This window comes from Gemmata algarum (genome assembly GCF_034097035.1).
GTDB lineage: Bacteria > Planctomycetota > Planctomycetia > Gemmatales > Gemmataceae > Gemmata > Gemmata algarum.
Genome location: NZ_JAXBLV010000241.1, coordinates 1 through 25,796 on the forward strand (window position 1 = coordinate 1; position 25,796 = coordinate 25,796).

The following is a 25,796-nucleotide window of genomic DNA, read 5'->3' on the forward strand; positions in this document are numbered from 1 at the left end:
TAGCGCCAAGAGCGGCACTAGAAATAGTAGTGGATGCTCGTCGCCTCGCCCCAATCCACCCAGGCCTCATGCTCACGAAAAAGGTTTTGACAGGATGAGCAAGATAAACAGAACTTGCCTTTGTCTTGTTCATCCTGTCAATCCTGTCAAAATCTTCCGAAGCTTTCGGTACACGGGCAACGACGGATCACCGTTACGGGGTCAGTTCGAGACCGATTACGGCTCCGCTCCCTCGAAGGTACATGCGCGTGCCGACGAACGCAGGATGCGCGTAGACGCCCTTGTCCGTCCCACTGAAGGCCGACAGACGCCCCAATTCCGTATATTCCCGCGCAGCGGCGTCCAAGAGGATCAGTTCACCGGATCGTGAGACGATCAGGACGCGAGTGTCGGTTGCGACGGCCGCGCAGTAGCCCGAGAACGCCGCCCCGTCCTCATCGTACACCTCTCTCAGACCGTTCTTCAGGCTCAAGCAGTAGAGCCGGTTCCACACGCCGAACACGTGCCCCCCGGCCACCACTGGCGTGTGGGTGTCCGGGGCCAGCTTCTTGTTTACCGCAACCGGCTTCGGATCGATGCTCCCGTCGCCCTTAAACCCGAACAGCCGCGTCCCGTTGTTCTCGGTTGTTACCAGCAGTTTGTCGCCAACAACCAGCGGTGTGGGCACGTTAAAGTCGCCCCGTCGGTCGGGCTTTACGGTCCACAAACGTTTCCCGCTTTTCGCGTCCCACCCGCCCAACGTTTCTGCGTCGTGCCCGACGATCTGAAGCACCCCGCCCAACTTCGCCGCGACGAACGATCCGTATCCGGCCAGGGCGCCGGTGACTTTCCAGACGGGCTTCCCGGTTTTCGGGTCGAGCGCCGCCAGGGCCGCGTCTTTCCCGCCGGGGGCCACGATCAGGTTACCGTCCGCGATCAGCGGCGAGTCGCACACGCCCCACTTCCGCTCGTCCGTCGCGTCGAACTCGTCCCGCACGTTCAGCGACCACTTCGCCTTACCGGTTCGCAGTTCCAGGCACGCGAGGTCGCCGAACGCACCCTGGCAGTACACCAAGTCGTTGTGAATGAGGGGGGTGGCGCGTGGGGAGTTGCCGTAATCGAGCCGTCCGACGGCGGGCACGCGGTGCGCCCACGCCTCTTTGCCGTCCGCGGCCTTGAGGCAGCGGAACACGTCCACCGTGTCGTTCAGTTCGCGGTCGGAGACGAGGACGAACTCGGAGGTGGCTGCAACACCGCCAAGACCGGGAGCGGTGAGAGCCGTTTCCCAAACGGGATCGGCTTTGGCAGGGAGTTTGTCAGGCAGCCACGCGAGCCGACCGTCACGGTTCGGCCCGCGCCACTGCGTCCAGTCGGGGTTGCCGGCTACTTTTTTTTAGCCGGCTCGATGAACCCCGCCTTCGTTTCGATGGCGGCGCTGAGGTCCTTGTCCTTGCCGACCGCGAGCAGAGCGGCCCGCACCGCGTCGCGCTCGGCGGCGGTCAGGCTACCGGTGGCGAACGCGGCGATGAACGGCACCGGGTCCGTTTCGGCGATGACCCGCAGGGCGCCTTTCTTGATCGTCCCGCACCCCTCGAGCAGCGGCTGCGCGTAGGACGAGATCACGGCCGCGACCTTTTTGCCGGCCTGCGCCTCCTCGACCACTTTGGTCGCGCCCTCCGAGCACGTGGCGCAGGTGTCGAGCCGCGCCGGCACCTCCAGACCGAACTCTTTGAGGGCCTGCACGGCCGCGGCGCTCTTCTCTTCGGCGGCGGCGTTCCCGAAGTAGATCGTGTACCCCTTGAGGTCCGCCGGGGTGATCGCCTTATCGGCGGCGGCGACGCACACGAGCCCGGTCTGCGTGGTCTTGCCGTCCTTGCCGGTGAGGGCCGCGAGTTGCGTCACCTCCAGCTTGGCGCCCGGCGCCGTCGCGCGGATCACCGAGTCCTTGCCGATAATCAGGTGCGCCTTGCCCTCGGACTTTTTCAGCGCGCCGGGCAGGCTCTCGCCGTACACCACCGCGACCGGACGGCCGACCTTGCCCGCCAGGTATTTGCCGAACTTGTCGTAGTCGCGCTGGCCGTAGCCGCTGACGCACGGGCACGACAGGTCTTTGGACAGCGGGTCCATGACCAGGACGACGAGCGCGTTCCCGGGTATCACCGCCGGCTTCTCGGCCGGCTTGGGCTTCTCGTCGCCGCGCGCGGCGGGCAGGGCGGTCAGAGCGAGTGCGGTTGCGAGCGCCTCGCGGCGGCTCAGATCGGCGGCCATCGGTCGCCCCCCGGAAGAGTGGTCGGGAACAGAAAAAAGCCGCGCGCCCGGACGGGCGCGCGGACCGGCACGGCCTACTTCGCCTTCTTTTCCAGGATGTGGAACTTGGAGCCGGGCTGGTCGCAGAAGTAGATCTTCTGTGCGTCCGCGGACACGGCCACCGCGACGTTCTTGCACCCGCCGGTGAGCTTCACCACGCCGGCAGTCTCGAGGAACTCGCCCGACGGGCTGAACCGCTTGATGACCCCCTCGCTCTCGGCCGTGTAGATGTCGCCCACGCCGACCGCCCGGATGTTCATCGGGTTGCAGCACCCGCCGAAGCACTTCGGGTCCGTGTCGTCGCCGCGCTTGCCGAACGAGCCGACCTTTTTGCCCTCGCGGTCGTACCGCGCGAACTGGTGCTTCGTGTTCTCGGCCACCAGCACGTCCGGGCCGTGGCACTGGATGTCCATCTGCCCGCAGCACCCGCCGATCTCGCTCAGGATCTGTTTGGGGTCCGTGAGATCCTTGGTGAACCGCCACACCGCGTACCCGTACCCGATGTCGCCGCACGCCACGAACACGTCTTTCTCGGACACGGACATGCCGTTGGCCACCCGCAGCCGCCCGGTCATGGCCTCGATCACCTGCTCGACGGTGCGGCTCTTGTAGTCCGCCTCGATCTTCTCGTACTGCTGAATGAGGTTCTTGAACTGCTCGATCTGCCGCACCTCGGTCTTCGACCGCTCCTCCGCCTTCTTATCTTCGATCCGCTTGAGCTGCTCGGCGATGCTCTTACGGGCGTCGCCGTAGGCCTGCGCCATTTGCTCCTTTTCTTTTTTCAACTGGGCTTCCGCCCGGGCCTTCAGCGCCTCCTTGTCCTTCACCGCGGCGGCGACGTGCGGCAGCTCGGCCGTTTCGCCGAGCTGCTTGCCGGCAGCGTCGAACTTGGCGATCTTGGCGTCCCCGGCCACGTAGATCGCGTCGTCCGGCCCGCAGTTGACCGCGGTCGCGTGGAACGGGACCTTCCAGTTCGCGACCGGCTTGCCGCCGGCGCCGAACACGTGGATCTCGGCGGTCGCGCCTTTGGCCGGCGGGCCGTACGGCTTGGGCGGGGCCACCAAGGCGACCACATGCCCCTTGCCGTCGAGGCAAATGGTCTGGAGCGTGAGCCCCTTCTCGCCTTTCACGTCGATCGAGGCGACCACCTTGTGCGTGGTCTCGAACTTCTCCGCCGGGTTGGGCGGTGCGACGGGCTGGATGGGCACGGCCGGTCGCGCGGCGGGCTTCTCATCGGCGACCGCGAACCCGGTGACCAGCGCCGCCGCGGCGGCGCTCAGGCGGAAGAGCCTCATACTCGAACTCCGGGAGTGGGGACAACAACTCGGTCGGCAATTCTTAGCGTGGAGGTGACGAATAAGGTATCCGAAGCTAACTGCGAGGGCTACCATCGAGTACAGTTACTTGGGCGACCGTGGGCCGAATCGCGCGGGCATGGTCGAGATGATTGCTTAATTGAAAGGCAAGCGTCACGGTGTCGGCTCTTCTTAAGTGCCTCGGCTCCTGAAACTTCCGGCTCTCGCTGTCGCGCGGCAGTGGAAAAGGCTTCGGCACGATGTGCCACACCTCGCGGCCGGATTCGCGTCGCACCGTGGCACCTGTTGCCGGCTGGAGTTGGTGTGGCCCGACCTCGGTCGTCTGGTTGCCGTTGCCCCGCGCCGCCGCCGGTCGGCACCACGACCGACGATCCGTTGTTCCCGGAGGTCAATCGCATGGCCCTTACCCGCCGCGGCCTGATGGGACTCTTCGGCCTCGCCGCACTCCCGTCCCGACTGAGCGCCGGCCCCGAACGGGTGTCCGAACCCCTGAGCCCGTTTACGACCGCCTTGTGGTTCGCGCACCACTTCGCTGCGCCGCGCGCGCTGGGCGCAGGGAATGATCGCCCGCTCAAGCTCAGGCTGACGGCCGCACTCAACAAGTCCCCGGAGCTGTCCTGGGAGGTGGCCCAGGAGTTCTTCGACAAGGGAGCGTTTAAGGCGCTCGCCGGTGACGGCGCGCCGATCTCGGTCGAAAAGATGGGGCGCCTGCTCCGGGAGAAGTGCCCGCCGTCCCGAAAGGATATGCACGCCAAGGCGCGGTTACACGCCGACCTGCTGACCACGCAGTACGACATGATCGAGGACGCCCATCGTAAGCGCGCGGAAGAGCTCGTCGCCTGGGTGGTCGAGCACTACCGCGCCGGCAACCCGCTGGGCGTCATTGCCGTCTGCACGGGGAACACGCGCCGCAGCGTGCTGAGCGCGACGATGGGCAACATCGCCGCCTCCTACTACGGCCTCCCGGACGTCCGCTTTTACAGCGGCGGTACGGACCCCGACGCCATCAACCCGCGGACGGTCGCCACGCTCAAAGAGATCGGCCTGGAGGTGGAGCCGACGGGGAGAGAAGCGCCCCGCGGAAAAGGGGGGGGCGCGAACCCCATCTACAGCATGACTTGGGGTAAGGGGCTCGCGACGCGGGAGTTCTCCAAGGTCTATTCCGATCCGCAGAACCCGCAGCGCGCGTTCGCCGCCCTTCTCGTTTGCAGCGAGGCCGACACGGCCTGTCCGAAGGTCACCGGCGCCGCGGCCCGCATCCCGCTGCCGTACCTCGACCCGAAGTCGTTCGACGGCACCCCCTTCGAGTCCGCGAAGTACGCCGAGCGCCGCGACGACATCGGGCGGCTCATGCTCAGCGTCATGATGCAGGCCCGGCGCCGGCTAGAACTCGACGGAGCGCACAAGTAGCCGTTCGGCGCCGCCGACTCAGGTTCGAGGTGATGTGGCCCCGCGTCGTTCGCGACAGTTGCCGACAAGCGCCGGTGGGGCGTGGCCGGTTCGCGCGTTGACGGCCCAGGCCGGCGCAGTGCGGGCGTGGCCCACCGCCCGGCCGGTTGCATCAACCTCTGGGCTACCGCACCGCGCCGCAGTGTACGGCGTCGGGGGCAAGACAGCCTGACGAAGCGGGAGCAAAGGGGCACCACCTGTAGCCCGGGCGCTGGGGCACCTCACGCTCGCCCGCGTTCTACTCCTTACCCAGCACCAGATCGACCACCCAGCACCCGCGCGCGTGCGGCCCCGGGCCGCGGCAGTGGTCAAGGACTCGGCCGCTCTCGCACCCGGCGTCCTGGAGCGCGTCGGCCAGGATCGGCATTTGCTCGAACGCATGATCGTTGTAAATGTAGTTCGCCAGCGCCAGCACGTCGGGTGTAAACCACACGGGGTCGGGCACGACGAACCAGAACCGGTCGGTGAACAGGTCGCGCACGAGTTCCGCCTGCGCAAGCTCCTCGGCGCAAGCCGCGTCGGACGCCGCGGCACGCACTTGCCAGTCGCCGATTGCGGTGCGGAGTGCGGCCGTTTGAGCCGCGCTCTGAACCGCTCGCACCGCGTCCTGCCCGAGGCCCGAGCGGCTGATGCTCACGGCAACCGCCGTGCTGAGCTCGCGCAGGGCCGAATACTGGGCCTCCAGCAGCGCGGACGCGCGCACGTCTTTCGGCGGCCGGGTCCCGCTGCGGGTTTCGATTTCGATGCGGCGGTGGGCGGTGTGAAGGTCTTCGCCGACCCGCCGCCAGGCGTCGCGCAGCTCGTCGTTCGAGACGTGCCCGTCGGCGAACCGTTCGGCGACGTCCAGCGCCGCGCGGAGCCAGAGTTGCGGAAGCGGCGCCTCCAGCCGGCGGCAGCAGGCGCACGCGAACAGGCGCCGCTTCCGCGGGCTGGCGAGGTCCCCCAGCGCGTCGAGCATCGGGGCGGGCTGGCGGCACGCCAGCCAGTCGGCTTCGGTCATACGCTCACCTCGCGCGAACGCGGCCGGGCTCTTTTCTCTTTGTTCTTGGGGCGCAGTCGTGGCCGCCCGCTGCGGGTGCCGTGATCGTACCACCCGGCGGGCGCGGACGCCACGCCCCGGGGCGACTGCTATACTGGTTGCACCACCCGTTCCCGAGAGGTTTTGGAGACATGGCAGGCCACAGTCACGCGAAGAACATCATGCGCCACAAGGCGGTGGTGGACGCGAAGCGCGGCAAGCTGTTCAGCAAGCTCAGCCGGTACATCATCATCGCGGCCAAGAACGGTGGCGGCGACCCCACGATGAACCTGCCGCTCCGCTACGCCATCGACAAGGCCCGGTCCGTGTCGATGCCCAAGGACAACATCGAGCGGGCCATCAAGCGCGGCACCGGCGAGCTCGAAGGGGTCACCTTCGACGAGATCCTGTACGAGGGCATGGTGAGCGGGGTCGCGGTGCTGGTGGAGGTGATGACCGACAACCGGAACCGCACCAACGGCGAGATCAAGAAGATCTTCGAGCGGGCCAACACCGAGCCCGGCAAGCCGAACAGCGCCCTGTACCTGTTCGACCGCAAGGGCCTCTTCGTCATCGACGCGGCCAAGTTCAAGGACGAGGACGCGGTCATGGGCGTGGCGCTGGAGGCCGGCGCCGACGACATGAAGCGCGAGGGGGACGTGTTCGAGATCACCTGCGACCCGTCCAAGTTCTCGGCGGTGCTGGAGGCGCTCAAGGCCGCCAACCTCGATACGCTCGAGGCCGAGGTGAAGTTCCTGGCGAAGGCGCCCAAAGAGATCGACGTGGAGACCGGCAAGAAGGTGGTCCGGTTCATGGACGCGCTGGACGACCACGACGACGTCCAGAACGTCTTCACCGACGCCATCATCACGGACGAAATGGCCGAGTAGAAGATGTCATGGCGCTCCCCTGCGGGGATCGCCATGACGCTCGTCTCATACAGACTCCAGTAGTTTCAAGTTGGCGGTCTGGGATTTTTGCCGTCAGCCACGTCTGTGAGTGGCTGACGTGTGCTTGCTGCGGATGCCAAGCTCTCGGCCAACAGGATCAGGCACGCGGTTGTCAGTGTCCCGCCATCGCCTCGTTCTGTTCGGACCGGTCCCAGCCGTTGCGTAGGATCCGGCCCACAGCAACCTCACGACTCCATCGGTCGTCGAGGTCCGGTGCCGCACAGCCGGTCTGCGCAAGGGTTCAGTCTGGGTAGCCTGGGCAACCGCACGACCCACCCGGTAAAGTGACGTAATTATTGGAAATTAAGGATTCACGACGTTTCGGCTCCGCGGCCATTCAACCAAGTTTGGATCTCTGCGTTGCCCCGCCCCGCTCAACGAGCGGTGTACGACCAGCCGCACGCCGGGCAGGTGTCCGCGCCCGCCGGGATCGATCCGCGGCAGGCCACGCACGCCGCGGGCTCCGAGGTGTCATCGGCTTCGGGCGGGGTGAGCGTTTCGGCCCCACCTTCGGACGGCCCTGCGGGCGCGTACAGCGAGCCGTACACGACGTGGAACACGGCCGCCACGACCCCGCTCCCGAGAACGATGACCTCGCCGTCGGTGAACGGGGCCGCGACCGCCCGGGGGACGATCAGGAACGCGCCGACGACGCGCACGCTCCAGTCCCGGGCGAACAGGAGAAACACGCCCGCGACCGCAACGAACAGCAGCGCGTGAACAAGTCCCGGTTCGATCACGCCTGAGAGCCTTCCTGGTGCCGCGCCCCGCGCTCCCACGGGCGGTCGGCCGCCTGACCGAGCCACGCCCGGAGGACCTCGAACAGCCACGCCCGTTCGGACTCGGTCAGGCAGCCGCCGATCTCGGCCCGCCGCCCGTCCGCATCAAAGTACAGCCGCTGGCGCCCGTTGACCCGATCGACGCCGAACCCGCGGATGGCGGCCTTGCTCACCGTCACCGCCGGCGCGGGCGTCACGGGCACGACCGTTCCGTCCGGCAGTTCGGCGCAACTGCGTGAGGCGGCCGGCCCGGTCCCGGGGTGGTACCGCAGCGTGTCGGGCTCGAGCCGAACGCGTTCCGGTGTGGGCGGCAGGTACTCGTGCCGCATCCAGTACAGCCCGGCCGCGCAGTTCAGAACCGTGAACGCCGCCCAGAGGAACGGTTCCACCCCGCCATCGATCAAGCCGCGATAGAGTGCGAACGCGCACCACAAGGACCACGCGCACACCCACAGCACCAGGAACCACCGGGTCAGCCGCGTCCCGCCCGCCTTGTACGCGGACCAACTCAGTGTCACGCCGCCCGGGTCGGCGGTTCGTGTGATCTCACAACCGGTCGGCATTTCGGGGTGCTGTTCCACGGTCCGCCCTCCGCACCTTGTCGATTGTTGTGCCGCGCGGAAACTAGTGTCAACTCTCGTTCTGGTATTCGCCGCGGGGCGGGTGAAGTTAACACCATTCGCACTTTCAGGAGGGCCGGCATGTCCGATTCACGAAAGGTCGCGCTCGTGACCGGCAGCGCGACCGGTGTCGGCCGGGCGTGCGCGGTGCGGTTCGCAAAGCTCGGGTACGCGGTTGTGGTCAACTACTCGCGGTCCGAGGCCGACGCCCGCGAGACGCTGGCGCTCGTCGAGGCCGCGGGCGCCCCGGCCCTGCTGCACAAGGCGAACGTGGCCGACGCGAGCGAGGTGAACGACCTGATCGCGGCGACGGCGGCGACGTTCGACCGGCTCGACGTGCTGGTGAACAACGCGGGCACGACGCACTTCGTTCCCCACACCGACCTCGACGCCCTCACCGATCAAGTGTGGCAGGACATATTCGGCGTTAATGTGATGGGGGCGTTCTATTGCGTCCGGGCCGCGCTCCCGCTTCTCAAGGCCCGCAAGGGGAACGTGGTGAACGTGACGAGCGTCGCGGGGCTGACGGGACAAGGCAGCTCGATCCCGTACTGCGCGAGCAAGGCGGCACTGAACTGCATGACGCAATCGCTGGCGCGGGCGTTCGGCCCCGACGTGCGGGTGAACGCCGTCGCCCCCGGCCCGATCCTGACGCGCTGGCTCGACGGGCGCGAGGCGCACGTCGCGAAGTTCCTCGAGCAGGCCCCGCTCGGCCGCGCTGCGACCCCGGACGACATCGCCGACGCGGTCCTGTACCTCGCTACCGGCACCGCGCTCACCACCGGTCAGGTGCTCGTGGTGGACGGCGGCCGGACCATGTGAAACCGGAATGTGCGGATCGGCTTTGGTCTACTCACTCCGGGCTGCACAAGAAATGATCTCACTCCGGCTATTTGATTTTGAAAGCCGCCGTTTGGGCTGTTACGAGGTACAGGCGATTCGTCTCGGTAGTCTATTCTATATATCGTTTATTTGTTTTATTTACGCACCTGATCCGCTCAATTACGACAGACGGCCGATTCGAGGCTCCCGAGGGGCTTCACCAGATGGGTCGATCGGATCTGCTAACAGCCGAGCACTCAAGACCGTACACCCGGTGACGAACGCAGCCGCGATCAGAGTGTAAAGACCGATGCTCGCGTACTTCCACACGCCCTCGTCCCAGAGGAACTCTTTGGCTTCGATCATGGGGCGGGCGTTCAACTCGGCGGTCGTTGGGGTGTAGGAGAGGGCAACAGCAACGTCCAATTGCAGAACGGGAAAGGCGAGGAGTGAGAGGACCAAGAGCCAGTTCGCGGCCCAAAACATGGCCAGCTCAGGCTTGTTCTTGCGGCTCAGCCCGAGGTCACCTTTCTTCGCCAGCGCCAGCCCCCACAGCACGGCCGTCACTGCTAACCCGATCTGGAATACGTGTGCGGCCGAGCCCTCGCGCAGCTCAAGGGCCTTCTTCTCGTTCTCCGAGAGTGACGGAAGCGGGCCGTGCTGCTTGATCCGGTTGATTCGCCAAGCCTTGGCCGACTGCTGCGCCGCGACGTACACCACCGTGCCGGTACTGGAGACCACGAGGAGCCAGCACACGCACGCCAACTCCCACCTCCGCCGCACGTTCGCTTCGGGCATTTGAATTTCTCCTGCGCGTGGGCGCCGCGCTCGGCATGCGTCGTTCTTCCACGCCGCAGCTCCGCATTATTTCTCCGGCACGACCGGCGCCATCGGGATCATTGGCGCACTCGGGATGGGGCTCACCGGCGGGCCGAGGATGCCCGTTCCGGCATTACGGCCGGTGTCGGTGAGGGCCGTTCCGGAGCGGTACTTCGCGCCTTCGCCGGGCTCGTACCCGGGCGGCGTGATCCGCCAGTTCGGTCCCGACTGCGCCCACTCCGCGCCCGCACAGAACAGCCGCGACATCTCTTTCGGGTCGAACTTGGTGCTCTCGAGCGGCGAGTTGATCTCCGGCGGGATCACGGACACGTTGTACGTCATCCCGGTCATCGCGGTGAGCAGGAACAGCTTGTGCAGGTCGCTGCGGGTCTGGTCGTAGATGACCGTGGACACCGCGTTGCTCGCGATCGTGAACGTGCGCGGCTTCACCGGGGACGGGTCCGGGTACAGCTTGCCCGCCACCAGGATGTACAGGTTCGAGCCGTGCAGCCAGCCCGGCGGCGGCTCGTGCCCGGGCGGCGCGTACGGCGGGGCGAAGAACATCGACGACGTGGTGCCGCCGTCGATGTGCCGCTCCACGTACCGCCGGCCGTCCACGGTCATCGGGATGCGCACCGGCGGGAAGAACCCCGGGATCGCTGCCGAGGCCAGGAGCACCTTGCGGAACAGCTCGCGGCTCTCCGGCGTGTTGCGCGCCGCGATCGCCCCCATGTCCCACACGACCGCCCGGCGCGCGTCCAGGTCCGTGGTGCCTACGTAGTACCGCCGGCCCTTCGCGTGCTCCGCCGCGAACCGGGCGATCCGCGCGTCGTTCGCTGTTTCCGCAATGACCTGCGCCAGCGGGCCGCTGTCCGCCAGCGACTCGGACAGCAGCGACGGGATGATCCGGTTCCGCTTGTAGATGTCCCGGTCGCGGAGCGTGGTGTAGCACCGCTGCAACTCGGCGTCCTCGCCCGGCCCCAGGAACGCGAACGCGCCGAGCAGCGCGCCGGTGCTGATCCCGGTCACCACGTCGAACTCGGGGCGGGTGCCGGTCGCGGTCCAGCCGACGAGCACGCCGGCCGGGTACGCGCCGTAGGAGCCGCCCCCGGTGACGACGAGGATGTTCCGCTTCGGGGACGGGACCGCCGGCCGCGCCGCGGCGCGCGACTTTTCGGCGAACGCGAGCAGCTCCGCGGTGCTGATCGTGCTGCGCCCGGCCTCCTGGGCCGCGACGTCGAGCCACCCGACGGACGCCTTCAGTTCCTCTTTGGTGCGCTCGGCGCGCACGCCGTGCTTCCGGAACGGCGCGAGCCGGTCCCCGACGGTGCTCGGGCTGGAGCACCCGAGCGCGACGGCGAGCAGCGCCAGCGCAAGAGCGAGCGCCGGCCCCGGCCGCGTGAACGTGCGAACCATTGTTGCTTCCCCCAAGAACGCGGGGGATAGCGTCGCCCGCACCGGACCGCAAGCGCCGAGTTGCGGTTTCCGGAACTCCCGACACGGCGGCCTTACGCTTTCGGCGGCTCGATGCCAAAGTCCCGGATGGTGAACAGCGGGCGGAAGTCGTACTTCGCGAGCGCGTCACGCGCGCCCTGAAGCCGGTCGCAAATGCACACCACGCGGAGCACCGTTGCCCCCTTGGCCTCCACCGCCTCGATCGCCTGGACCACGCTGCCGCCGGTCGTCAGCACGTCGTCGATCACCACCACCTTGTCGCCGGCGTTGACCTGCCCCTCGACGAGTTCCTTGGCGCCGTGCTCCTTGGCCTTCTTGCGCACGAAGAACCCTTCGAGGTGCCGGCCGTTCCGGTGGAACGCCGTCAGCGCCGCGGCGGCCATCGGGATCGCCCCCACCTCCAGACCGCCCATCGCCTGGAACTCGAGGTCCTTGGTCGCGTCGTAGAGCAGCTCGCCGAGCAGCGTCAGCGCCTCGGCGTGGAACAGCACCTTCTTCGAGTTCACGTAGTACGTGCTCTTCTTGCCGGACGCGAGCGTGAAGTCCCCGAACTGGAGGGCGCGGGCGCGGAACAGCTCTTTCAGTCGATCCTGTGCGGACATTCTTCTCCCCGTTTGTGTTAGCCCAGTGCGTCGATCTTGGCCGCCACGATGAAGTCGTTCGCCGACAGCCCGCCGATCGCGTGCGTGCTCAGCTCGACCGCGGCGTGCCGGTAGCCCGTCAGGTGCAGGTCCGGGTGGTGGTCCTCCGCCTCGGCGAGGTCGGCGACCCGGTTCAGGAACGCCATCGCGGACGCGAAGTCCGTGAACTTGTACTTCCGGCGGATCAGCTTGCCGTCGTCCGAGAGCGCCCACCCGGGAACGGCCGCGAGGTGCGCGGCGACCTGGTCCGCGGCGAGCGGGGGCGTGCCGCCCTCGCACGCGGTACACTTCTTGGCGGTCAGTTCGGCGGCGGATACGCTCATGGGAAGCTCCCCTGAACGGGCGAGTTGGTGTCCATCTTACGCCGCGCCCCCCGCCGCGCCGAACCCTTTCCCACAGAGCGACCCATGACACGCACGCTGCCCGCATTTGCGCTGTTGCTCGCGACCCCGCTGATCGCACACGCACAGAAGGTTGAGGTGACCGGCGGCAAGGCCGATGCGGCCGACGCCGTCGTGGTCGCGCCGCTGCCGGCCGGCTCGAGCGCCAACTCGGTCACGCTGCCCGACGGCCTGCACGTCCCGGCCCAGGCCACCGCCGACGGCAAGTCGCTGGTGTTCGTCCTGCCGAAGCTCAAGGGCGGCGAAACCGTCACCGCTACCCCGACGATGCTCAATTACGTCAAGGCGCCCCCGCAGTTCAAGTTCACCGCGGAGAAGGACGGCACGACGGTCCTGTCGTTCGACGGCCGTAAGGTGCTCCAGTACTTCAACCTGCCGCGCGACCCGGCCAACCACTACTACACGTTCAAGCCGTTCCACAACGTCTACGACCCGACGAAGGGCGAGGCCCTGCTCACCAACTCGAGCGCGAAGACCGACAAGGACGGCCAGTTCCCGCACCACCGCGGGCTGTTCTTCGGGTTCAACCGGATCAGCTACGGCGAGAAGCAGACCGCCGACGTGTGGCACGGCACCAGCGGCGTGTTCTCGCAGCACGACAAGATGCTCGCGACCGAAGCGGGCGAGGTGTTCGGCAAGCACGTCTCGCAGATCTCGTGGCACGGCAAGGACGGCGCCACCTTCGCGACCGAGGAGCGTGCGGTCACGGCCTACGCCGCCAAGGGCGGTACGCTGATCGACTGGTCCACGACGCTCTCCACCAAGCTCGCGAAGGTGCGGTTGGACGGCGACCCGCAGCACGCCGGGTTCCACTTCCGGGCGAACCAGGAGGTGTCGAAGAACGGCAAAGAGAACACCTACTACCTGCGCCCGGACGGCAAGGGGAAGGTGGGCGAGACGCGGAACTGGGAGCCGAAGGCGAAGGAGCCGAACCCGAAGACGATCGACCTCCCCTGGAACGCCTGCAGCTTCGTGACCGGCGGGAAGCGGTACACGGTGCTCCGCATCAACCACCCGGACAACCCGAAGGAGACACGCGGCAGCGAGCGCGACTACGGCCGGTTCGGGGACTACTTCGAGTACGACCTCACCGCGGACAAGCCGCTGAAGCTCAAGTACCGGGTGTGGGTGCAGGAAGGGGAAATGACCGTCGAGCAGTGCGCCGCGCTGGCCGAAGGGTTCGTCCACCCGCCTGTGGTAAAGTGAAGGCAGATTGGCCACAAAAAGCACAGAACAAAGGCAGATTGGCCACAAAAAAGCACAAAGGGCACAAAAGGAAAGCGAAGACCAAGACAATAGAGTGAGTTCAAAAGCACTTCTCTATTGTCTTGGTCTTCGCTTTCCTTTTGTGCCCTTTGTGCTTTTTTGTGGCCAGCCTCTCTTTATGCCTTCGTGTTTTGTGCTTTTTGTGGCCACTTCGTGTCAGCTCTCGGTCTTCGTGGCAGCTTCAAGTAGCCGCATGATCTCTTCGAGCCGCAGTTGGATGTCGTGAAACCGCTCGCCGGCCGCTTCTCGCACCAGCGACATCATCCCGTCGAGCAGCGCGTCCCGCTTCTTCGCCGGTGCGAACCCCATGTCGCGGTACATCCGCTTCGCGTGTTTCAGTGGAGTCGTCTTTTCGTCCGGGTTGGGCAGGTTCGGGTCCGCGCCGAACGCCAGCAACCGCCGCACCTCTTCCACCTCGATCTGGTCCACCGAGATCCACAGCGGTGGGTACTCGTCCTCGCCGAGGGCGTTGATGTCGGCGCCCCGCGCGACCAGTTCGCGCGCGAGGGGCTCGTCGCCCGTGAGGATCGCTTCGAGCAGCAGGTCGTGCGGCGACGGGACGTACTCCTCCTGTTCGGCCTCGCTCTCGGGCTCGTCCGATTCGAGCAGGTCGTACAGGCCCTCCCACGAGGTCCAGTGCGCCTCGCGCGTGTCGGGCGCGTAGGTCACCACCATCCCGTGCTCGTCCTGCCAGTCGGATTCGAGCAGGAACACGAGGTGCGCGAACCCGTTCCGGGCCTCGCGGGCGATGTCCACCCGTGTGACCGCGAACCGGCCGTTCAGGTCCGCGACGGTGGCCGCGGCCTTGATCCCGGCCACCTGGCGCCAGTGCTCCTGTTCGTATGCGCTCTGGAACGACTCCCACACCTGCCCGACCACGGCGTCGTACACTGTGGCCTCGTTGTCGCACAGGAACCGGTACGACGCCTGTTGAGCGGGCGAGGGCTCGGCCCCGCCGGGTGCGGCGACGCGCACCGGGAACCGCCCCTTCGCAAACAGCGCCGCGTTCTTCTCGCGCCGGGCGGCCCGGCGCTGCTCGCGCTCCTGGTCCTTGGGGTCGGACTCGGCAGGCGCCGGTTCGGTCCCTTCGGCCGCGCGGTCGAGTTCGGCGAGCGCCTGGTCCACCCGTTCGCCGAACTGCGCCCGCATCTGCTCCTTCATTGCCTCCAGCGCCGCGCTCATGTCGGCGGCCATCCGGACGGCCTCTTCCTCCGTGAGCGGCGCGGGGGCGGGCATCTGACCCACGGCCGCGAACCGCGGCAGCCCGGCGGACCCGGCCCACGACTCGTCGGCTTCCTTGAACCGCAGTTTGCCGAACACCTCGTGCGTCACGGGCTCACTCCGCGGGCGATCGCGTTTCAGGCACCAGGGGCGACACGATTCAGGATAGCGATTTCGTTCGCCCGCGAACCGGTCCGCGCTGGCACGAGTTGTGTTGTAGAGTGCTGGCTGGGCACCGCCGCAGCGGGGACCGGACAGGGGGCAGCCGTGAACGCGCAACTCGAAACCGCAAAAACGATTGTGGCCCTGAAGGGCCACACGGCCGGAGTCCTCGCCCTCGCCTTCTCTCCCGACCGGTGCCTGCTCGCCTCGGCCGCCGCCGACGGGACCGCCCGCGTGTGGAACGTGTCCGGCTCGAAGGTCGGTGAGCGCTCCGTGTTGCGTAAAGCCGGGGACCTGTTCCATTCACTCGCGTTCGCGCCCAACAGCCGCACCCTGGCCGCCGGGTCCGGGGCGCTAAACGGCATGGTCTGGCTGTACGATGTTACCGATCCGACCGCGGCCGAGGCGGGGGGGCTCCGCGGCGCGCGCGGGGCGGTTGACGGTTTGTGCTTCTCGGCGGACGGCAAGCAAGTGGCCGGAGCGGGCGCGGACCGGACGGTGCGCGTGTGGGAACCGCGGGCCGGTGCGAGTGCCGACCCGCGGTCGATGCTCGTCGGTCACACACACGCGGTAAAGGCGGTCGCGTTCGCCCCCGACGGTACCGGGCTGGCGACGGCGGCGTCTGACGGCTCGGTGCGGGTGTGGTCGGTCGGGCGCATCCGTTCGACCGAGCGCGCGGTCCTGGCGCACCCGAGCGAGGTGAACGCGGTCGCGTACTCGGCCGACAGCAAGGCGCTCGCCACGGGTGCTCAGGACGGCGTCATCCGGTTGTGGGACGTGAGCGCGCTCAAACCGGTCGTGCGGGCTGAACTGAAAGGAACGGTTGGGCCGGTGCGCACCGTGCTACTCCTGGCGGACGGCGACACGCTGGTGAGCGCCGGCGACGACCTCCGGGTGCGCAACTGGAGCCTCCGCACCGGGAAACCGGTGCGCGAGTGGGAGGTGCCGGGCGCGCCGGCCACGCGGTTCGCGTTCACCGCGGACGGCCGGTACATGGCGAAGGGCGAGACCGGCGGGGCGGTCGAAGTGTTCCGGGTCGCGGAGAAAAGGACGTAGCTTCCCGTTCGTGCGGCGAATGTTAAAATGGAGGCGCGTACAGAACTTTTCGGCGGAGGCGCGTACCGTGGCCAAAGACCCGCTCGACCCACAGCGCTGCGCGAAGCTGCTCTCCGCACTCGCGGCGCCGGAGCGGTTGAAGATCGTTCGGTTCCTCGCGGACGGCCCGCAGAACGTGACCGCGATCGCTGATATGCTGCGCCTCAAGAACGTGGTGAACGTGTCGCACCACCTCAGCGTGCTGAGAAACGCGAACCTGATCCGCGGCAAGAAGATCGGCCGGTTCGTGTTGTACTCGCTCCGCCCTGGGGTTCTCGAAGACGCCGTCGAAGCCGGCGTTCCCAAGGACGCGCTCAACCTCGGCTGCTGCCGCATCGAGATGCCCAACTGCCGCGCCGATGTGGAGTAGAAGAAGCGTGTTCACCGCAGAGGGCACGAGAGGCCGCAGAGAGAAAACAGAGAACGATCATTTGTTCTTGGTTTCTCTCTGCGGCCTCTCGTGCCCTCTGCGGTGCACTCTTTACCTCACACCGGCACCACGTCGCCACGCACGGGGATTTCTACGTCCGCAAACCCGACCCCTTTCAACCCCTCTGCGAGCTTGGCCGCCCGCTCGGGGTCGCCGTGGACCAGCCGCACGCGGGCGGTGGAACCGGCCAGCGGGCCGAGCATCCGCAGCAGGTCCGGGTGGTCGGCGTGGCTGGAGAGCCCGTTCAGCACGACGACCTCGGCCTTCAACGGGCACAGGCGGCCCAGGATGCGCACCTCCGGCCGCCTCTCGACGAGGCGGCGGCCGAGCGTGTCCGCGGCCTGGTAGCCCGCGATGAGGATGGTGTTCCGCGCGTCGCCCAGCGCGTGCTTCAGGTGGTGCTGCACGCGCCCGGCCTCGCACATGCCGCTCGCGGAGATGATGACGCACGGGCGGTCGAACCGGTTCAGCTTAACGCTCTCGTTGACCGTCTCGACGTAGCGGACGTGCTTCTCGCCGAACAGGTCCGGGTGGGCGCCGAGCAGCGCGAGCGTCTCGTCGTCGAAGCACTCGGTGTGGGCGCGGAACACCTCGGTCGCGCGCGACGCCATCGGGCTGTCCACGAAGATCGGCAGCGCGGGCAGCTTCCCGGCGGAAATGAGCTGGTGCAGGAAGTACACGACCGTTTGCGTGCGGCCCACCGCGAACGCCGGGATGACGACCCGCCCGCCGCGCTCGACCGTCTGCCGCACCACCGCGCCGAGCTTGTCCGCTGTCTCGTCGACGTGCTCGTGGGTGTGGCCGCCGTAGGTGCTCTCGGTGATGAGCAGGTCGCAGGGCGGGATCGGCTCCGGGTCGCGCAGGATGGGCAGCCCCGGGCGGCCGATGTCCCCGGTGAAGGTGACGCGGCGCGCCCCGGCGGGGCCGTCGATCCGCAGGTGAACGGTGGCGGAACCGAGCAGGTGGCCGGCGTCGGCGAAGGTGACCTCGATGCCCTTGCCGATGTGAAACGGCTTCCCGTACGGAACCGCTTGCATCTTGGTGAGCGTGCGGTACACGTCGCGGGCGTCGTAGAGGGGTTGCACCTTCGCGTCGCCGCGGTCCCGCTTCTGGTTGAGGTAGTTGGCGTCCTCTTCCTGAATCTTGGCGGCGTCGCCGAGCATGACCGCGGCCAGCGCGCGGGTGGCCGGGGTGCAGTAGATCGGCCCGGCAAACCCCTTGCGCACGAGGTTCGGCAGGTTCCCGCAGTGGTCCACGTGCGCGTGGCTGAGCACGACGGCGTCGATGTCGCGGGTGCGGAACGGGAAGTCGCGGTTGCGGGCGTAGCTCTCGGCCCGCTTGCCCTGGAACAGCCCGCAGTCGAGCAGGAGCGTTTTGCCCGCGGCGTCGAGCCGGTGCATGGACCCGGTGACGGTCTGCGCCGCGCCCCAAAAGGTGACCTGCGGTTCCGGCTGCGGTTCTGTCACTTTGGCCATGTCACCTTCGGACGGGTGCGACAAACGCGGGCGCCTGTGTGCAGCATACCCCGCGGCGGCCCGCCCCTGTAAGGGCAATCCAGCCACCGGTGTGGTAATGTGCTGTCGGCCGAGGTGTGTTGACGCCGCGGCATGAGGCACGTGGTGCGTGCTGGAACCAACAGACGGCGAGAGGCGCGAATGGTGTACTTCCGGTTGCGACCGTCCACGATCCCCGGCGCGGGGGTCGGGGTGTTCGCGGTCACCGACATTCCCAAAGGCACCCTGATGCCGGAACTGTTCGCGCCGGGCGACGTGCGGCGCTTAACCTGGGAAGAGTTTTCCGAGCTCGCCGTGCCGGACGAGGTGAAGAACAACTTCGCGACGCGGTACGAAACCGAGTGCTTCGTACCGGCCGACTTTAACCGGGTCAGCGCGGGGTGGTACCTGAACGACTCGGACGAACCGAACCTCGCCCACGACGCGAACTACGACTACTTCGCCCTGCGCGACATCCGGGCCGGCGAGGAACTGTTCATTCGTTACGACGACCTGTGACGCCGGGCGCCGGGACTCGAAACGACCGGGTCACCGGTTGAACAGGAATTCTTTGCTGTTCAACAGCGCCCACAGCACGTCCTTGTACACGTCGTTCCGCGGGGCGTCCTTGAGCAGCCGCCGCACCGTCTCGCGTTCCGCGGCGGCCGGGGCGCGGGCCAGGGCTCGCAGGAACAGCGCGTCCGTCACCTTGTCGTCGTCCTTTTCGGCCGCGAGCAACTCGGACACCCACCCGCCGGCGGTCAGCTTCTGGGTCACGGTTTCGCCGCCCATCAGGTTCAGCACCGCCGGCAGCGACACCTCCCCGGTGCGCTCGCACGCGCACGCGGTCACACGGTCGCTGCGGCCGAACGCGCGCAGGAAGTACGAGTTCGCCCCCGGGTCCGGCACCTGCACCGCCCGGGTGCCCGTCGGATACCCGGCGAAGTGCTCCGGCACGCCGCTGAGGTCGCAGACGGCGTCGAGCAGTACCTCGGCGGGCAGGCGCCGCGCGTAGTAGTGCGAGTAGAACCGCGGGTCCGTCTCATTGCCCTTACGGGTGGCGCTGGAGAGCTGGTACGCGCGGGAGTTCAGCACAACACGCATGAGCGCCCGCAGGTCCAACTTCTTGTCCACGAACTCCTTGTTGAGCGCGGCCCATAGCGCCGGGTTCGTGGGCGGGTTGGTGGCCCGCAGGTCGTCCACCGGCTCCACCAGCCCCACGTTCATGTAGTGCTTCCATACCCGGTTCACCATCGCCCCGGTGAAGTACTCGTTTTTGGGGTCCGTGATCCAATTCGCCAGTTGCGCCCGCGGGTCGTCGGTGGGCTTCACGTCGGTCGGCGTGCGGTCGAGCGGTTGCGGCTTCATGAACGCGCCGGTGCGCGGCTGGCTCACGCCCACCGGGTTCTTGTTCTGGTTCTGGTCCGGGTGGCTGACCCTCAACACGGTCGCCCCGTCCTTCGCCTCTTTACGGTCGAGCTTCACGCGGCTGAAGTACGCCGCGAAGTGGTAGAAGTCGTCCTGCGTGTAGCGTTCGAGCGGGTGGTTGTGGCACTTCGCGCAGCCGATCCGGGTGCCCAGGAACGCTTGCGCGACCGACTCGGGCGCTTCCGAACTCTCGCCGTGCCGGTGCTCACCGACCGTCACGATGAAGTACCCCACCGCGGGGCTCTCGGTGCTCGGGCCGGTGGCCGTGAGCACGTCGCGGGCGATGGCGTCCCAGGGGCGGTTCGTGGCGACCTGCTTGCGGAGCCACGCGTGGAACTGCCGCACGCCTTTCACCCCGCGCACGTCGTGGTCCCGCTCCTTGCGGTTCTGAAACAGGTCGCTCAGTTGCAGCGCCCAATAATCGGTGAACTCCGGGCGCGCGAGCGCCGCGTCGATCAGCTTTTCGCGCTTCTTGGGGTCCGGATCGGCAACGAACGCCCTCACCTCGTCAACAGTGGGCAGCACGCCGCAGGCGTCGAGTAACACGCGCCGGACGAACTCCGCGTCGGTACACAGGTCCGACGGCTCGACCCGCAGCTCCTTCAGCTTCGCGAACACGTGGGTGTCGACGAAGTTGTTCGCGGCGGCGAACCGCGCGCCGTCCACCGGCCGGTCGAACGGAACGCCGATCACCGTGACCGCGACCTCCGTGAGGTACATCGCGCGAACGGCGCTGGCCCCGTGGCGCAGCGCCTTCGCCCGGCCGCCCGGCGTTACGGCGAGGTACGCGGGGTCGTTGGAGTCGAACTTGGTGAGCCAGGTGACGTCGCGCCGCGAGCCGTCGGCGAACGTGGCGGTCGCAACCAGTTGCACCTCTTCGCCGGGCTTGAGCACCTGTGACGCCGGGGCCAGTTCGAGCTTGCTGACCGACACGTCCCCTTTGCTCGGCCCCGGGTACCCGGCTTTCAGCCAGTCGAGCAGCAACCCGTACTCGCGGCTGGTGGCCGAGAACAGCCGGCCGCCCTCGTGCGGGGTCTGGCCGGTGGCTTTGCGGAGCAGCAGGCTCTCTTCGGGCCTCGTGCGGTCGAGGCGGCGGCCGTCGAACTCGCGGGTGACCCACTTGTAATCTTGCTCGGGAGCGAACCCGCGGAGCGACAGCCGGAACCCGTTCTGGCCGGCCCCCTTCCCGTGGCACGCGCCCTGGTTGCACCCGGCTTTCGTGAACAGCGGGACGACATCCGCGGTGAACGACGGAACGTCGCCGGCACGGGTCGCTCCCGGCGCGCAGGCCGCAACCGCTGCGGCGAGCAGGTACGCGAGCCTTGGCATGTGGGCACTCGGAGATAGGTGTTCGGCGGGTCGGGCGGGGGCGACCAAGCAGACGGGGCGCGCCTGCGGGCTTCCCTCTGAGCTTAAGTCGCACGCGGAGCGCGAGCAAGCGGAAACGGCGCGCCCGGCGGCACGATTGACGAACTCGCCCCGGTCTTTCCCATTATTAAATTTGTGACGTTACGACTTTCGACGAGCAGACCTTTGGTCGGCTGTCTTACCGTCCCGGCGGGAGCGGGGCCAGTTGCACGCGCGGCCCTGGTGCCGACGGCCCGGCGGCGTGGAACCGGAGTTCGTCGGCCCGTGCCGGCGACCACCCGCGGCCGGTTGCGGGGCGCGCGGCCCACCCCGCAACCGGCCGCACCCGCACATCGATGGATGTGAGCCGGCCGTTCGGGACCGCCGGAACGATCGGCTCGAACGACCATTCGGCCCCGGGTTTGCCACCGGGATCGAGCGTCCCGGTCCACTCGACGGCCCCTTCACGGGTGCCGGCCCGGAGCCACACCTGCACCCGCTCACCGGCCCGGCCCCACCCCGACACGTCCGGGCCGCGCACCTCCAGCACCTGCACCCCGGGAACCGAGAACTCGAACAGCGCGACCGGTGCCTCGCTGCTCCACGACAGACGCCCGTTCGCGTCGGCGCGGGTCGGCCCGACGGCCCAGGCGGTGGAGGAGAGCACCCGAGGGGCCTCGCCCGTGCGCAACACGGGGCGCAATTCGGCGGTGGCGCCGGACACCGGGCGGAACGCCCGCGGCAGGTGGTTCGGGTCGAGCTTCAGGTCTGTAACCGGAACGAAGTCGCGCAGCGCGTCGGCCGAAAAATCGATCACCCCGGTGCGGCCGACCTCCTCGACAACGACCCGCGCCGAGCGGAGCGCGTAGACGGGGTCCGTTTCGCCCTTCACGGAACCGAACACCACCCGCGGGAATCGGAGCACCGGTTGGCGCGTGAGTGGCTTCCGCGGCGCGCACTCCAGCACCACCAGGAACCGGCCCGCGGACGCCCCCTGGAAGTCGATTTGCAGCGGGCGTGCGCCGCTCTTCTCAGGTTCCAGTCGCCAGTCGCGCAGCGCGGGCGCCGTGCCGAGCGCGTCGGGCGCCCGGACCGCGACCCGCAGCACCTCCAGTTCCGCCGGCACGTCGACCCGCAGGCCCGCGACGGTCCCCTGCTCGACCCGCACGAGGTACGCGGCCGTCAGCTCGGCCCCGCCGTCGGTCACGTCCCACACGCACGCCTCGCGCACCTTGACCGCGGCGGACCCGTCCACGCCCTCGCGCCACCGCAGGTGAACGTGCTTCACCGCACCGAGGTCCGCCTCGATCGTGGTCCGCTCGCCCGCGGTGGCCGCCGTCTGCCGGCCGAGCCGCCCCGGCGCCTGCGGCTGCCGTGCCGCGCCGGGCAGCACCGCCGTCAGCTTCGTGTCGGGCACGTCGGGCGTCCCGAACCGCAGCTCGCGCTCGGCCCCGGAGGCCGTAACGGTTGCGGCGAACCGGACGTCGATCTCGTACCGCCCCGCCGCGCCCAGCGGGACCGCGTACGTGTCGGGCTTGGGGGCGGTCGCGAACGCCGGCCCCCCGTTCACCGTCACCCGCTCCAGCCGCGCGTCCCCCAGCGGGAGCGCGAACACGTTGTCCCCGGGGCGGAACGCGTACACAACGAACCGCGCGTCGACCCACGCCCCGGTGTCGTCGGCCCTCACGTCGTAAGCCGCCGCGGTGGCGACCGGGGGAGGCGGGGTGGGGTGGGCCAGCGCGTCGAGCCGCTCCAACAGAGCGTTCGCGGCGGTAACCTCTTCGCCGCCGTCGCCCCCGGCGCCGATGAAGACGGTCGCCGCCGCCGGCGGTTGAGCGATCAGCCCGAACGAGCCGAGCGCCATCGCGCCGATCAGGAGGCCGGCGACGACCGCCCGACGGGCCGTGGCCCACACCAGCGCGCGGGCGAGGCCGACCAGCGCGGCGCACAGCACCGGCCACGCGACCCGCGCCCACCACGGCGGCCCGAGTTCCGCGGCGCCGAGCGCGACCGCCGTAACGGTACCGAACACGAGCGCTCCGCGTGCCCGGCCGGCACCAACAATCCCGAGCGCAACTACAACCGCCGCTGCCGCTGCCGCGACCGCGTCGGCGGTGCGCACGGCGCCGACCCGCACCCACCCGTCGTCGGACCGGATGACCAGCGCCGGCGGGCCGCCGGCGATCGGCCCGCCGAGCAGCGGCGGCCCGTCCGCGACCGCCCCGTCCGGGCGCGCCGGCCACCCGGGCAACACCCCGTCAGCGAAGCTCCACCACCGGCGCACCGGCGGATCGCCCGGCACCTGCGGGGCCGGGCTGGCAACGGACCGGGTCGGCCACCCCGGCTCGGCGGAAAGGCGGTACCGCACCTCGAACCGCACTGCATCGCCGACGGGGATCGGGACCGACAGCGCGCCGTCGCGCGCCGCGCACGCGGCCGGGGCGAGCCAGCGCCCGTTGACGCACACCCCGCGCACTTCCGCGCCGGCGGGGAGTTCCACCGGCAGCCGACCGCCCGCCGAGTCGCGCACGGTCGCCCCGAACACCGCAACGACCTCGTCGGGGCCGCGCACCGCGGTGAGCAGATACGCGCCCGCCACCTGTAACCCGGCCGCCGCGGGCGCGGGCCGCACGCGCACCTCGGTGCCGTTCAACTCGATCGCGGCACGCCCGTGGAGCGCGGGCGCCAGTTCCGCGCGGGCGGTTCGGTCCGCGCCGATCAGCCGCGGCATCCCGAACACGAAGTCGTCCGCCCCGAGGGGCGGCCCGGGGGCGGCGGTTTCGAGTACGGCGCTGGTCACCGGCCGCGCGAACCGCACGAGCCAGAGCGTCCCCTCTTCACCCGCGCCGGCCCGCACGCGGGCACCGACGAGGCTCGCGGGCCAGTCGATCCCTCCCAAGAAGGGGGGCTCAAGTAACGCGGGGGGAATCGGGATCGCGCTCGCGGCGTTCTCGTGCGAACCGGTAAGGACCCACGTCCGCGCGTCGTCGGGCGGACCGGGCACGAACGCCAGGGCTTCGGTGAGCGCGCCGCCGGCCGCGGAAAGAGAAAAGCGCGTGTTCGCGAGCCACCGCCCGCCGGCCGTTCCCAGCGACACGACGGCGTCGGCTCTCAGCACCGGCGCCGCGGGGGCCAGTACGAGCGTGCCGGCCGGCTCCTTCGCGCGGTAGGTGTAAACGGCCCGGGCGTCGGCGGGAGCGTCGGTCGCGAGCCAGCCCCACAGCCCCGCCGGCGTCGCTCCCGCACCGGGCCGGAGCTGTGGCGCCCAGCCGGGCGGGGTCGAGACGCTGAGCCACCCGGCGCGCTCGGTCGCGGCGGCCACGGCGAACGCCGGGAACGGTACCGGCGTGCCGGGCCGCGCGCCCGGGCCGCGGAACTCGAACCGCAGCTCGGCTTGCTGACCGGCGAGCAGCGGGCGGGCCAGCTCGATGACCTGACCGTCGGCCCCCGGGGGACCGATGTGCGAGACGAGTTCGTCCGTTCCGGCCGCGCCGCGGTCGAGGGCGAACCCGGGGGGCGGGCGCACGGTGAGCTGGAAGAGCGCCCCGCGGGTGGCCCGCACGCCCACCCGTGCGACCAGGAGCGACGCTCCCGGCCCCGGAAGCCATTCCAACCGCTCGGAGGTGTTGAACGCGCTCGCGGGGTTGGACAAGCGGACCGACGGCATCCGGCGGAACGGCGCGTCGCTCCCGGGGGCCAGCAACGCACCGCTGAGCGAAAGGACCCGCGACAGCTCGGCCGCCGTCACCGCGTCTGTGAGGTGGTAGTCCCCCGGCGCCCACGCCTCGATGTTCAGCCCCGAAGCCACACGCAGTTCGACGGACTCGGTCTCGATGACGGCGCCGAGCGGGCGGACCACGGGCAGCGGGGCGTCCGCGGGGCGGGCGGGGTCCGGGAGCGGGGCGACCGCGGTAACCAGCACCTTCCCGCCCGGGCCGGGTTGCCGCAGGGAGACCGTCACGCGGCGCGGCCCGCCCGGCGCCGCGGGCGGCTCGACGGACCACCCGGCCCCGTTGTTCGCGATCACCTCGGTGACGCGCAGCCCCGGGTCCGCGAGGAACGTCCACTCGCCCACCGACCCGCGGACCGGGCGCAGCTCGTACTCGAACGCCGCGGCGAGCAGGTGCGGGCTCAGCTCGTACTTCGCGACCAGCGCCGCCGTGGCCCCCGCGGACGCTGAGCCCGTGGCGCGGACCGCGAACTCCAGCCGGGGCCGGCCGCCGAACTGAAACCGCCAACGCTTCCGCCCGGGCTTGCCCTCAGCGGCGACCGGGCCGGTGAGGAGCGCGTCCGTGAGCGGCGTGGGCGCCTGGTCTTCCGGTAAGTCCAGGTCTAGCGCCGCCGACGCGCACGCCGGCGCCTTCAGCTCGAACCGCCGCTCGCCGGGCTCCGCGGTGCCCGCCAGAGACCACCGGAACTGGAGCGCCTGCCGCCCGTCGCGGGCGACCCACACCGCCGGCGCGGCCGCGCCGGTCGGAATGGCGAGTACCGCGGCCTCGTCGGCGCCCCACCGCGGGTCGCGGACCGCCACGCGCAACGGGTCGAGCGACAGGAACGCGGCGCCGCCCGTCGCGTTCAGCACCCCGAGGGTCGCGGTGCCGACGAGGTCGCCGCCGTCGAGCTCGGCCGTGTAGCTCGCGTCGACGATCCGCGGCGCCTGTTTCGCTCGCGCGACGGCCCGGCCCGCGGCCCGCACCCGGGCCTCGAATTCGCCGCGCGGCAGACGGAGCACCGGACCCGGTTCGAACTCTTTCAGCACCTCGGGAAGTTTGGACGCCGGGGCGCGGACCCGGCGGAT

21 protein-coding genes are annotated in these 25,796 nt (G+C 69.1%); 7 read left to right on the plus strand and 14 right to left on the minus strand.

All coding sequences use genetic code 11. From position 1 onward, the window contains the following. Positions 1–193: 193 nt before the first annotated feature. From R5W23_RS30610 to R5W23_RS30620, 3 genes are all read right to left on the minus strand, one after another. Positions 194–1,303, minus strand: a complete 1,110-nt coding sequence (locus tag R5W23_RS30610) for an outer membrane protein assembly factor BamB family protein (RefSeq protein WP_320689677.1) — start codon at positions 1,301–1,303, stop codon at positions 194–196. Positions 1,304–1,362: 59 nt separating this feature from the next. Beyond that, on the minus strand, positions 1,363–2,247 hold the full coding sequence (locus tag R5W23_RS30615) for a PhnD/SsuA/transferrin family substrate-binding protein (protein WP_320689660.1): 885 nt from the start codon (positions 2,245–2,247) through the stop codon (positions 1,363–1,365). 74 nt (positions 2,248–2,321) lie between these two features. Beyond that, the gene (locus R5W23_RS30620; RefSeq protein WP_320689661.1) at positions 2,322–3,581 is read right to left on the minus strand and encodes an NHL repeat-containing protein; all 1,260 of its coding nucleotides are present in this window, start codon (positions 3,579–3,581) and stop codon (positions 2,322–2,324) included. A 417-nt stretch (positions 3,582–3,998) separates the two neighbouring features. On the opposite strand from R5W23_RS30620, the gene R5W23_RS30625 reads away from it, so the two are divergent. Beyond that, complete coding sequence (locus tag R5W23_RS30625) at positions 3,999–5,012, plus strand: low molecular weight phosphatase family protein (protein WP_320689662.1); 1,014 nt, start codon at positions 3,999–4,001, stop codon at positions 5,010–5,012. 277 nt (positions 5,013–5,289) lie between these two features. Here R5W23_RS30625 and R5W23_RS30630 read toward each other — a convergent pair whose 3' ends face one another. Then, positions 5,290–6,051, minus strand: coding sequence for a hypothetical protein (locus R5W23_RS30630; RefSeq protein ID WP_320689663.1), 762 nt, complete (start codon positions 6,049–6,051; stop codon positions 5,290–5,292). A gap of 170 nt (positions 6,052–6,221) precedes the next feature. Here R5W23_RS30630 and R5W23_RS30635 point away from each other — a divergent pair, with 170 nt between their 5' ends. Further along, positions 6,222–6,959, plus strand: a complete 738-nt coding sequence (locus R5W23_RS30635) for a YebC/PmpR family DNA-binding transcriptional regulator (RefSeq protein ID WP_320689664.1) — start codon at positions 6,222–6,224, stop codon at positions 6,957–6,959. A 434-nt stretch (positions 6,960–7,393) separates the two neighbouring features. Here the strand turns inward: R5W23_RS30635 and R5W23_RS30640 are convergent, their stop codons facing one another. Next, positions 7,394–7,759 carry a hypothetical protein gene (locus tag R5W23_RS30640; protein ID WP_320689665.1) on the minus strand — a complete coding sequence of 122 codons (366 nt, stop codon included), beginning with the start codon at positions 7,757–7,759 and terminating at the stop codon, positions 7,394–7,396. Continuing rightward, complete coding sequence (locus tag R5W23_RS30645) at positions 7,756–8,379, minus strand: hypothetical protein (protein WP_320689666.1); 624 nt, start codon at positions 8,377–8,379, stop codon at positions 7,756–7,758. The genes R5W23_RS30640 and R5W23_RS30645 overlap by 4 nt, the downstream gene beginning before the upstream one ends. A 120-nt stretch (positions 8,380–8,499) precedes the next feature. Here R5W23_RS30645 and R5W23_RS30650 point away from each other — a divergent pair, with 120 nt between their 5' ends. Next, positions 8,500–9,240, plus strand: coding sequence for an SDR family NAD(P)-dependent oxidoreductase (locus tag R5W23_RS30650; protein ID WP_261190318.1), 741 nt, complete (start codon positions 8,500–8,502; stop codon positions 9,238–9,240). A 180-nt stretch (positions 9,241–9,420) separates the two neighbouring features. Here R5W23_RS30650 and R5W23_RS30655 read toward each other — a convergent pair whose 3' ends face one another. The 4 genes from R5W23_RS30655 to R5W23_RS30670 all read right to left on the minus strand — a co-directional run bounded on the left by R5W23_RS30655 (position 9,421) and on the right by R5W23_RS30670 (position 12,478). Beyond that, positions 9,421–10,038, minus strand: coding sequence for a hypothetical protein (locus R5W23_RS30655; RefSeq protein WP_320689667.1), 618 nt, complete (start codon positions 10,036–10,038; stop codon positions 9,421–9,423). Between the two features lie 66 nt (positions 10,039–10,104). Then, on the minus strand, positions 10,105–11,475 hold the full coding sequence (locus R5W23_RS30660) for a patatin-like phospholipase family protein (protein WP_320689668.1): 1,371 nt from the start codon (positions 11,473–11,475) through the stop codon (positions 10,105–10,107). A 92-nt stretch (positions 11,476–11,567) separates the two neighbouring features. After that, a complete protein-coding gene (gene pyrE / locus R5W23_RS30665; protein WP_261190316.1) occupies positions 11,568–12,116 on the minus strand; it encodes an orotate phosphoribosyltransferase in 549 nt (182 codons plus the stop codon). Between the two features lie 17 nt (positions 12,117–12,133). Then, positions 12,134–12,478 carry a 4a-hydroxytetrahydrobiopterin dehydratase gene (locus R5W23_RS30670; protein WP_010048993.1) on the minus strand — a complete coding sequence of 115 codons (345 nt, stop codon included), beginning with the start codon at positions 12,476–12,478 and terminating at the stop codon, positions 12,134–12,136. Between the two features lie 84 nt (positions 12,479–12,562). On the opposite strand from R5W23_RS30670, the gene R5W23_RS30675 reads away from it, so the two are divergent. Then, a complete protein-coding gene (locus R5W23_RS30675) occupies positions 12,563–13,762 on the plus strand; it encodes a DUF6807 family protein (RefSeq protein ID WP_320689669.1) in 1,200 nt (399 codons plus the stop codon). Positions 13,763–13,978: 216 nt separating this feature from the next. Here R5W23_RS30675 and R5W23_RS30680 read toward each other — a convergent pair whose 3' ends face one another. Then, positions 13,979–15,154, minus strand: a complete 1,176-nt coding sequence (locus R5W23_RS30680; protein ID WP_320689670.1) for a hypothetical protein — start codon at positions 15,152–15,154, stop codon at positions 13,979–13,981. Positions 15,155–15,310: 156 nt separating this feature from the next. On the opposite strand from R5W23_RS30680, the gene R5W23_RS30685 reads away from it, so the two are divergent. Beyond that, a complete protein-coding gene (locus R5W23_RS30685) occupies positions 15,311–16,261 on the plus strand; it encodes a WD40 repeat domain-containing protein (protein ID WP_320689671.1) in 951 nt (316 codons plus the stop codon). Positions 16,262–16,328: 67 nt separating this feature from the next. Continuing rightward, entirely contained in the window at positions 16,329–16,670 is a 342-nt protein-coding gene (locus R5W23_RS30690) for an ArsR/SmtB family transcription factor (RefSeq protein WP_320689672.1), read from the plus strand. Between the two features lie 116 nt (positions 16,671–16,786). On the opposite strand, the gene R5W23_RS30695 is transcribed toward R5W23_RS30690, so the two are convergent. Beyond that, complete coding sequence (locus R5W23_RS30695) at positions 16,787–18,205, minus strand: MBL fold metallo-hydrolase (protein WP_320689673.1); 1,419 nt, start codon at positions 18,203–18,205, stop codon at positions 16,787–16,789. A 180-nt stretch (positions 18,206–18,385) separates the two neighbouring features. Between R5W23_RS30695 and R5W23_RS30700 the strand changes: the two genes are divergently transcribed. Continuing rightward, positions 18,386–18,742: an SET domain-containing protein gene (locus R5W23_RS30700; protein WP_320689674.1), complete on the plus strand. Its 357-nt coding sequence runs from the start codon at positions 18,386–18,388 to the stop codon at positions 18,740–18,742. 30 nt (positions 18,743–18,772) lie between these two features. On the opposite strand, the gene R5W23_RS30705 is transcribed toward R5W23_RS30700, so the two are convergent. Both R5W23_RS30705 and R5W23_RS30710 read right to left on the minus strand, forming a co-directional pair. Beyond that, positions 18,773–20,980: a DUF1549 and DUF1553 domain-containing protein gene (locus R5W23_RS30705; protein ID WP_320689675.1), complete on the minus strand. Its 2,208-nt coding sequence runs from the start codon at positions 20,978–20,980 to the stop codon at positions 18,773–18,775. A 217-nt stretch (positions 20,981–21,197) separates the two neighbouring features. Beyond that, the coding region (locus tag R5W23_RS30710; RefSeq protein WP_320689676.1) for a hypothetical protein at positions 21,198–25,796 on the minus strand (4,599 nt) is incomplete at its 5' end.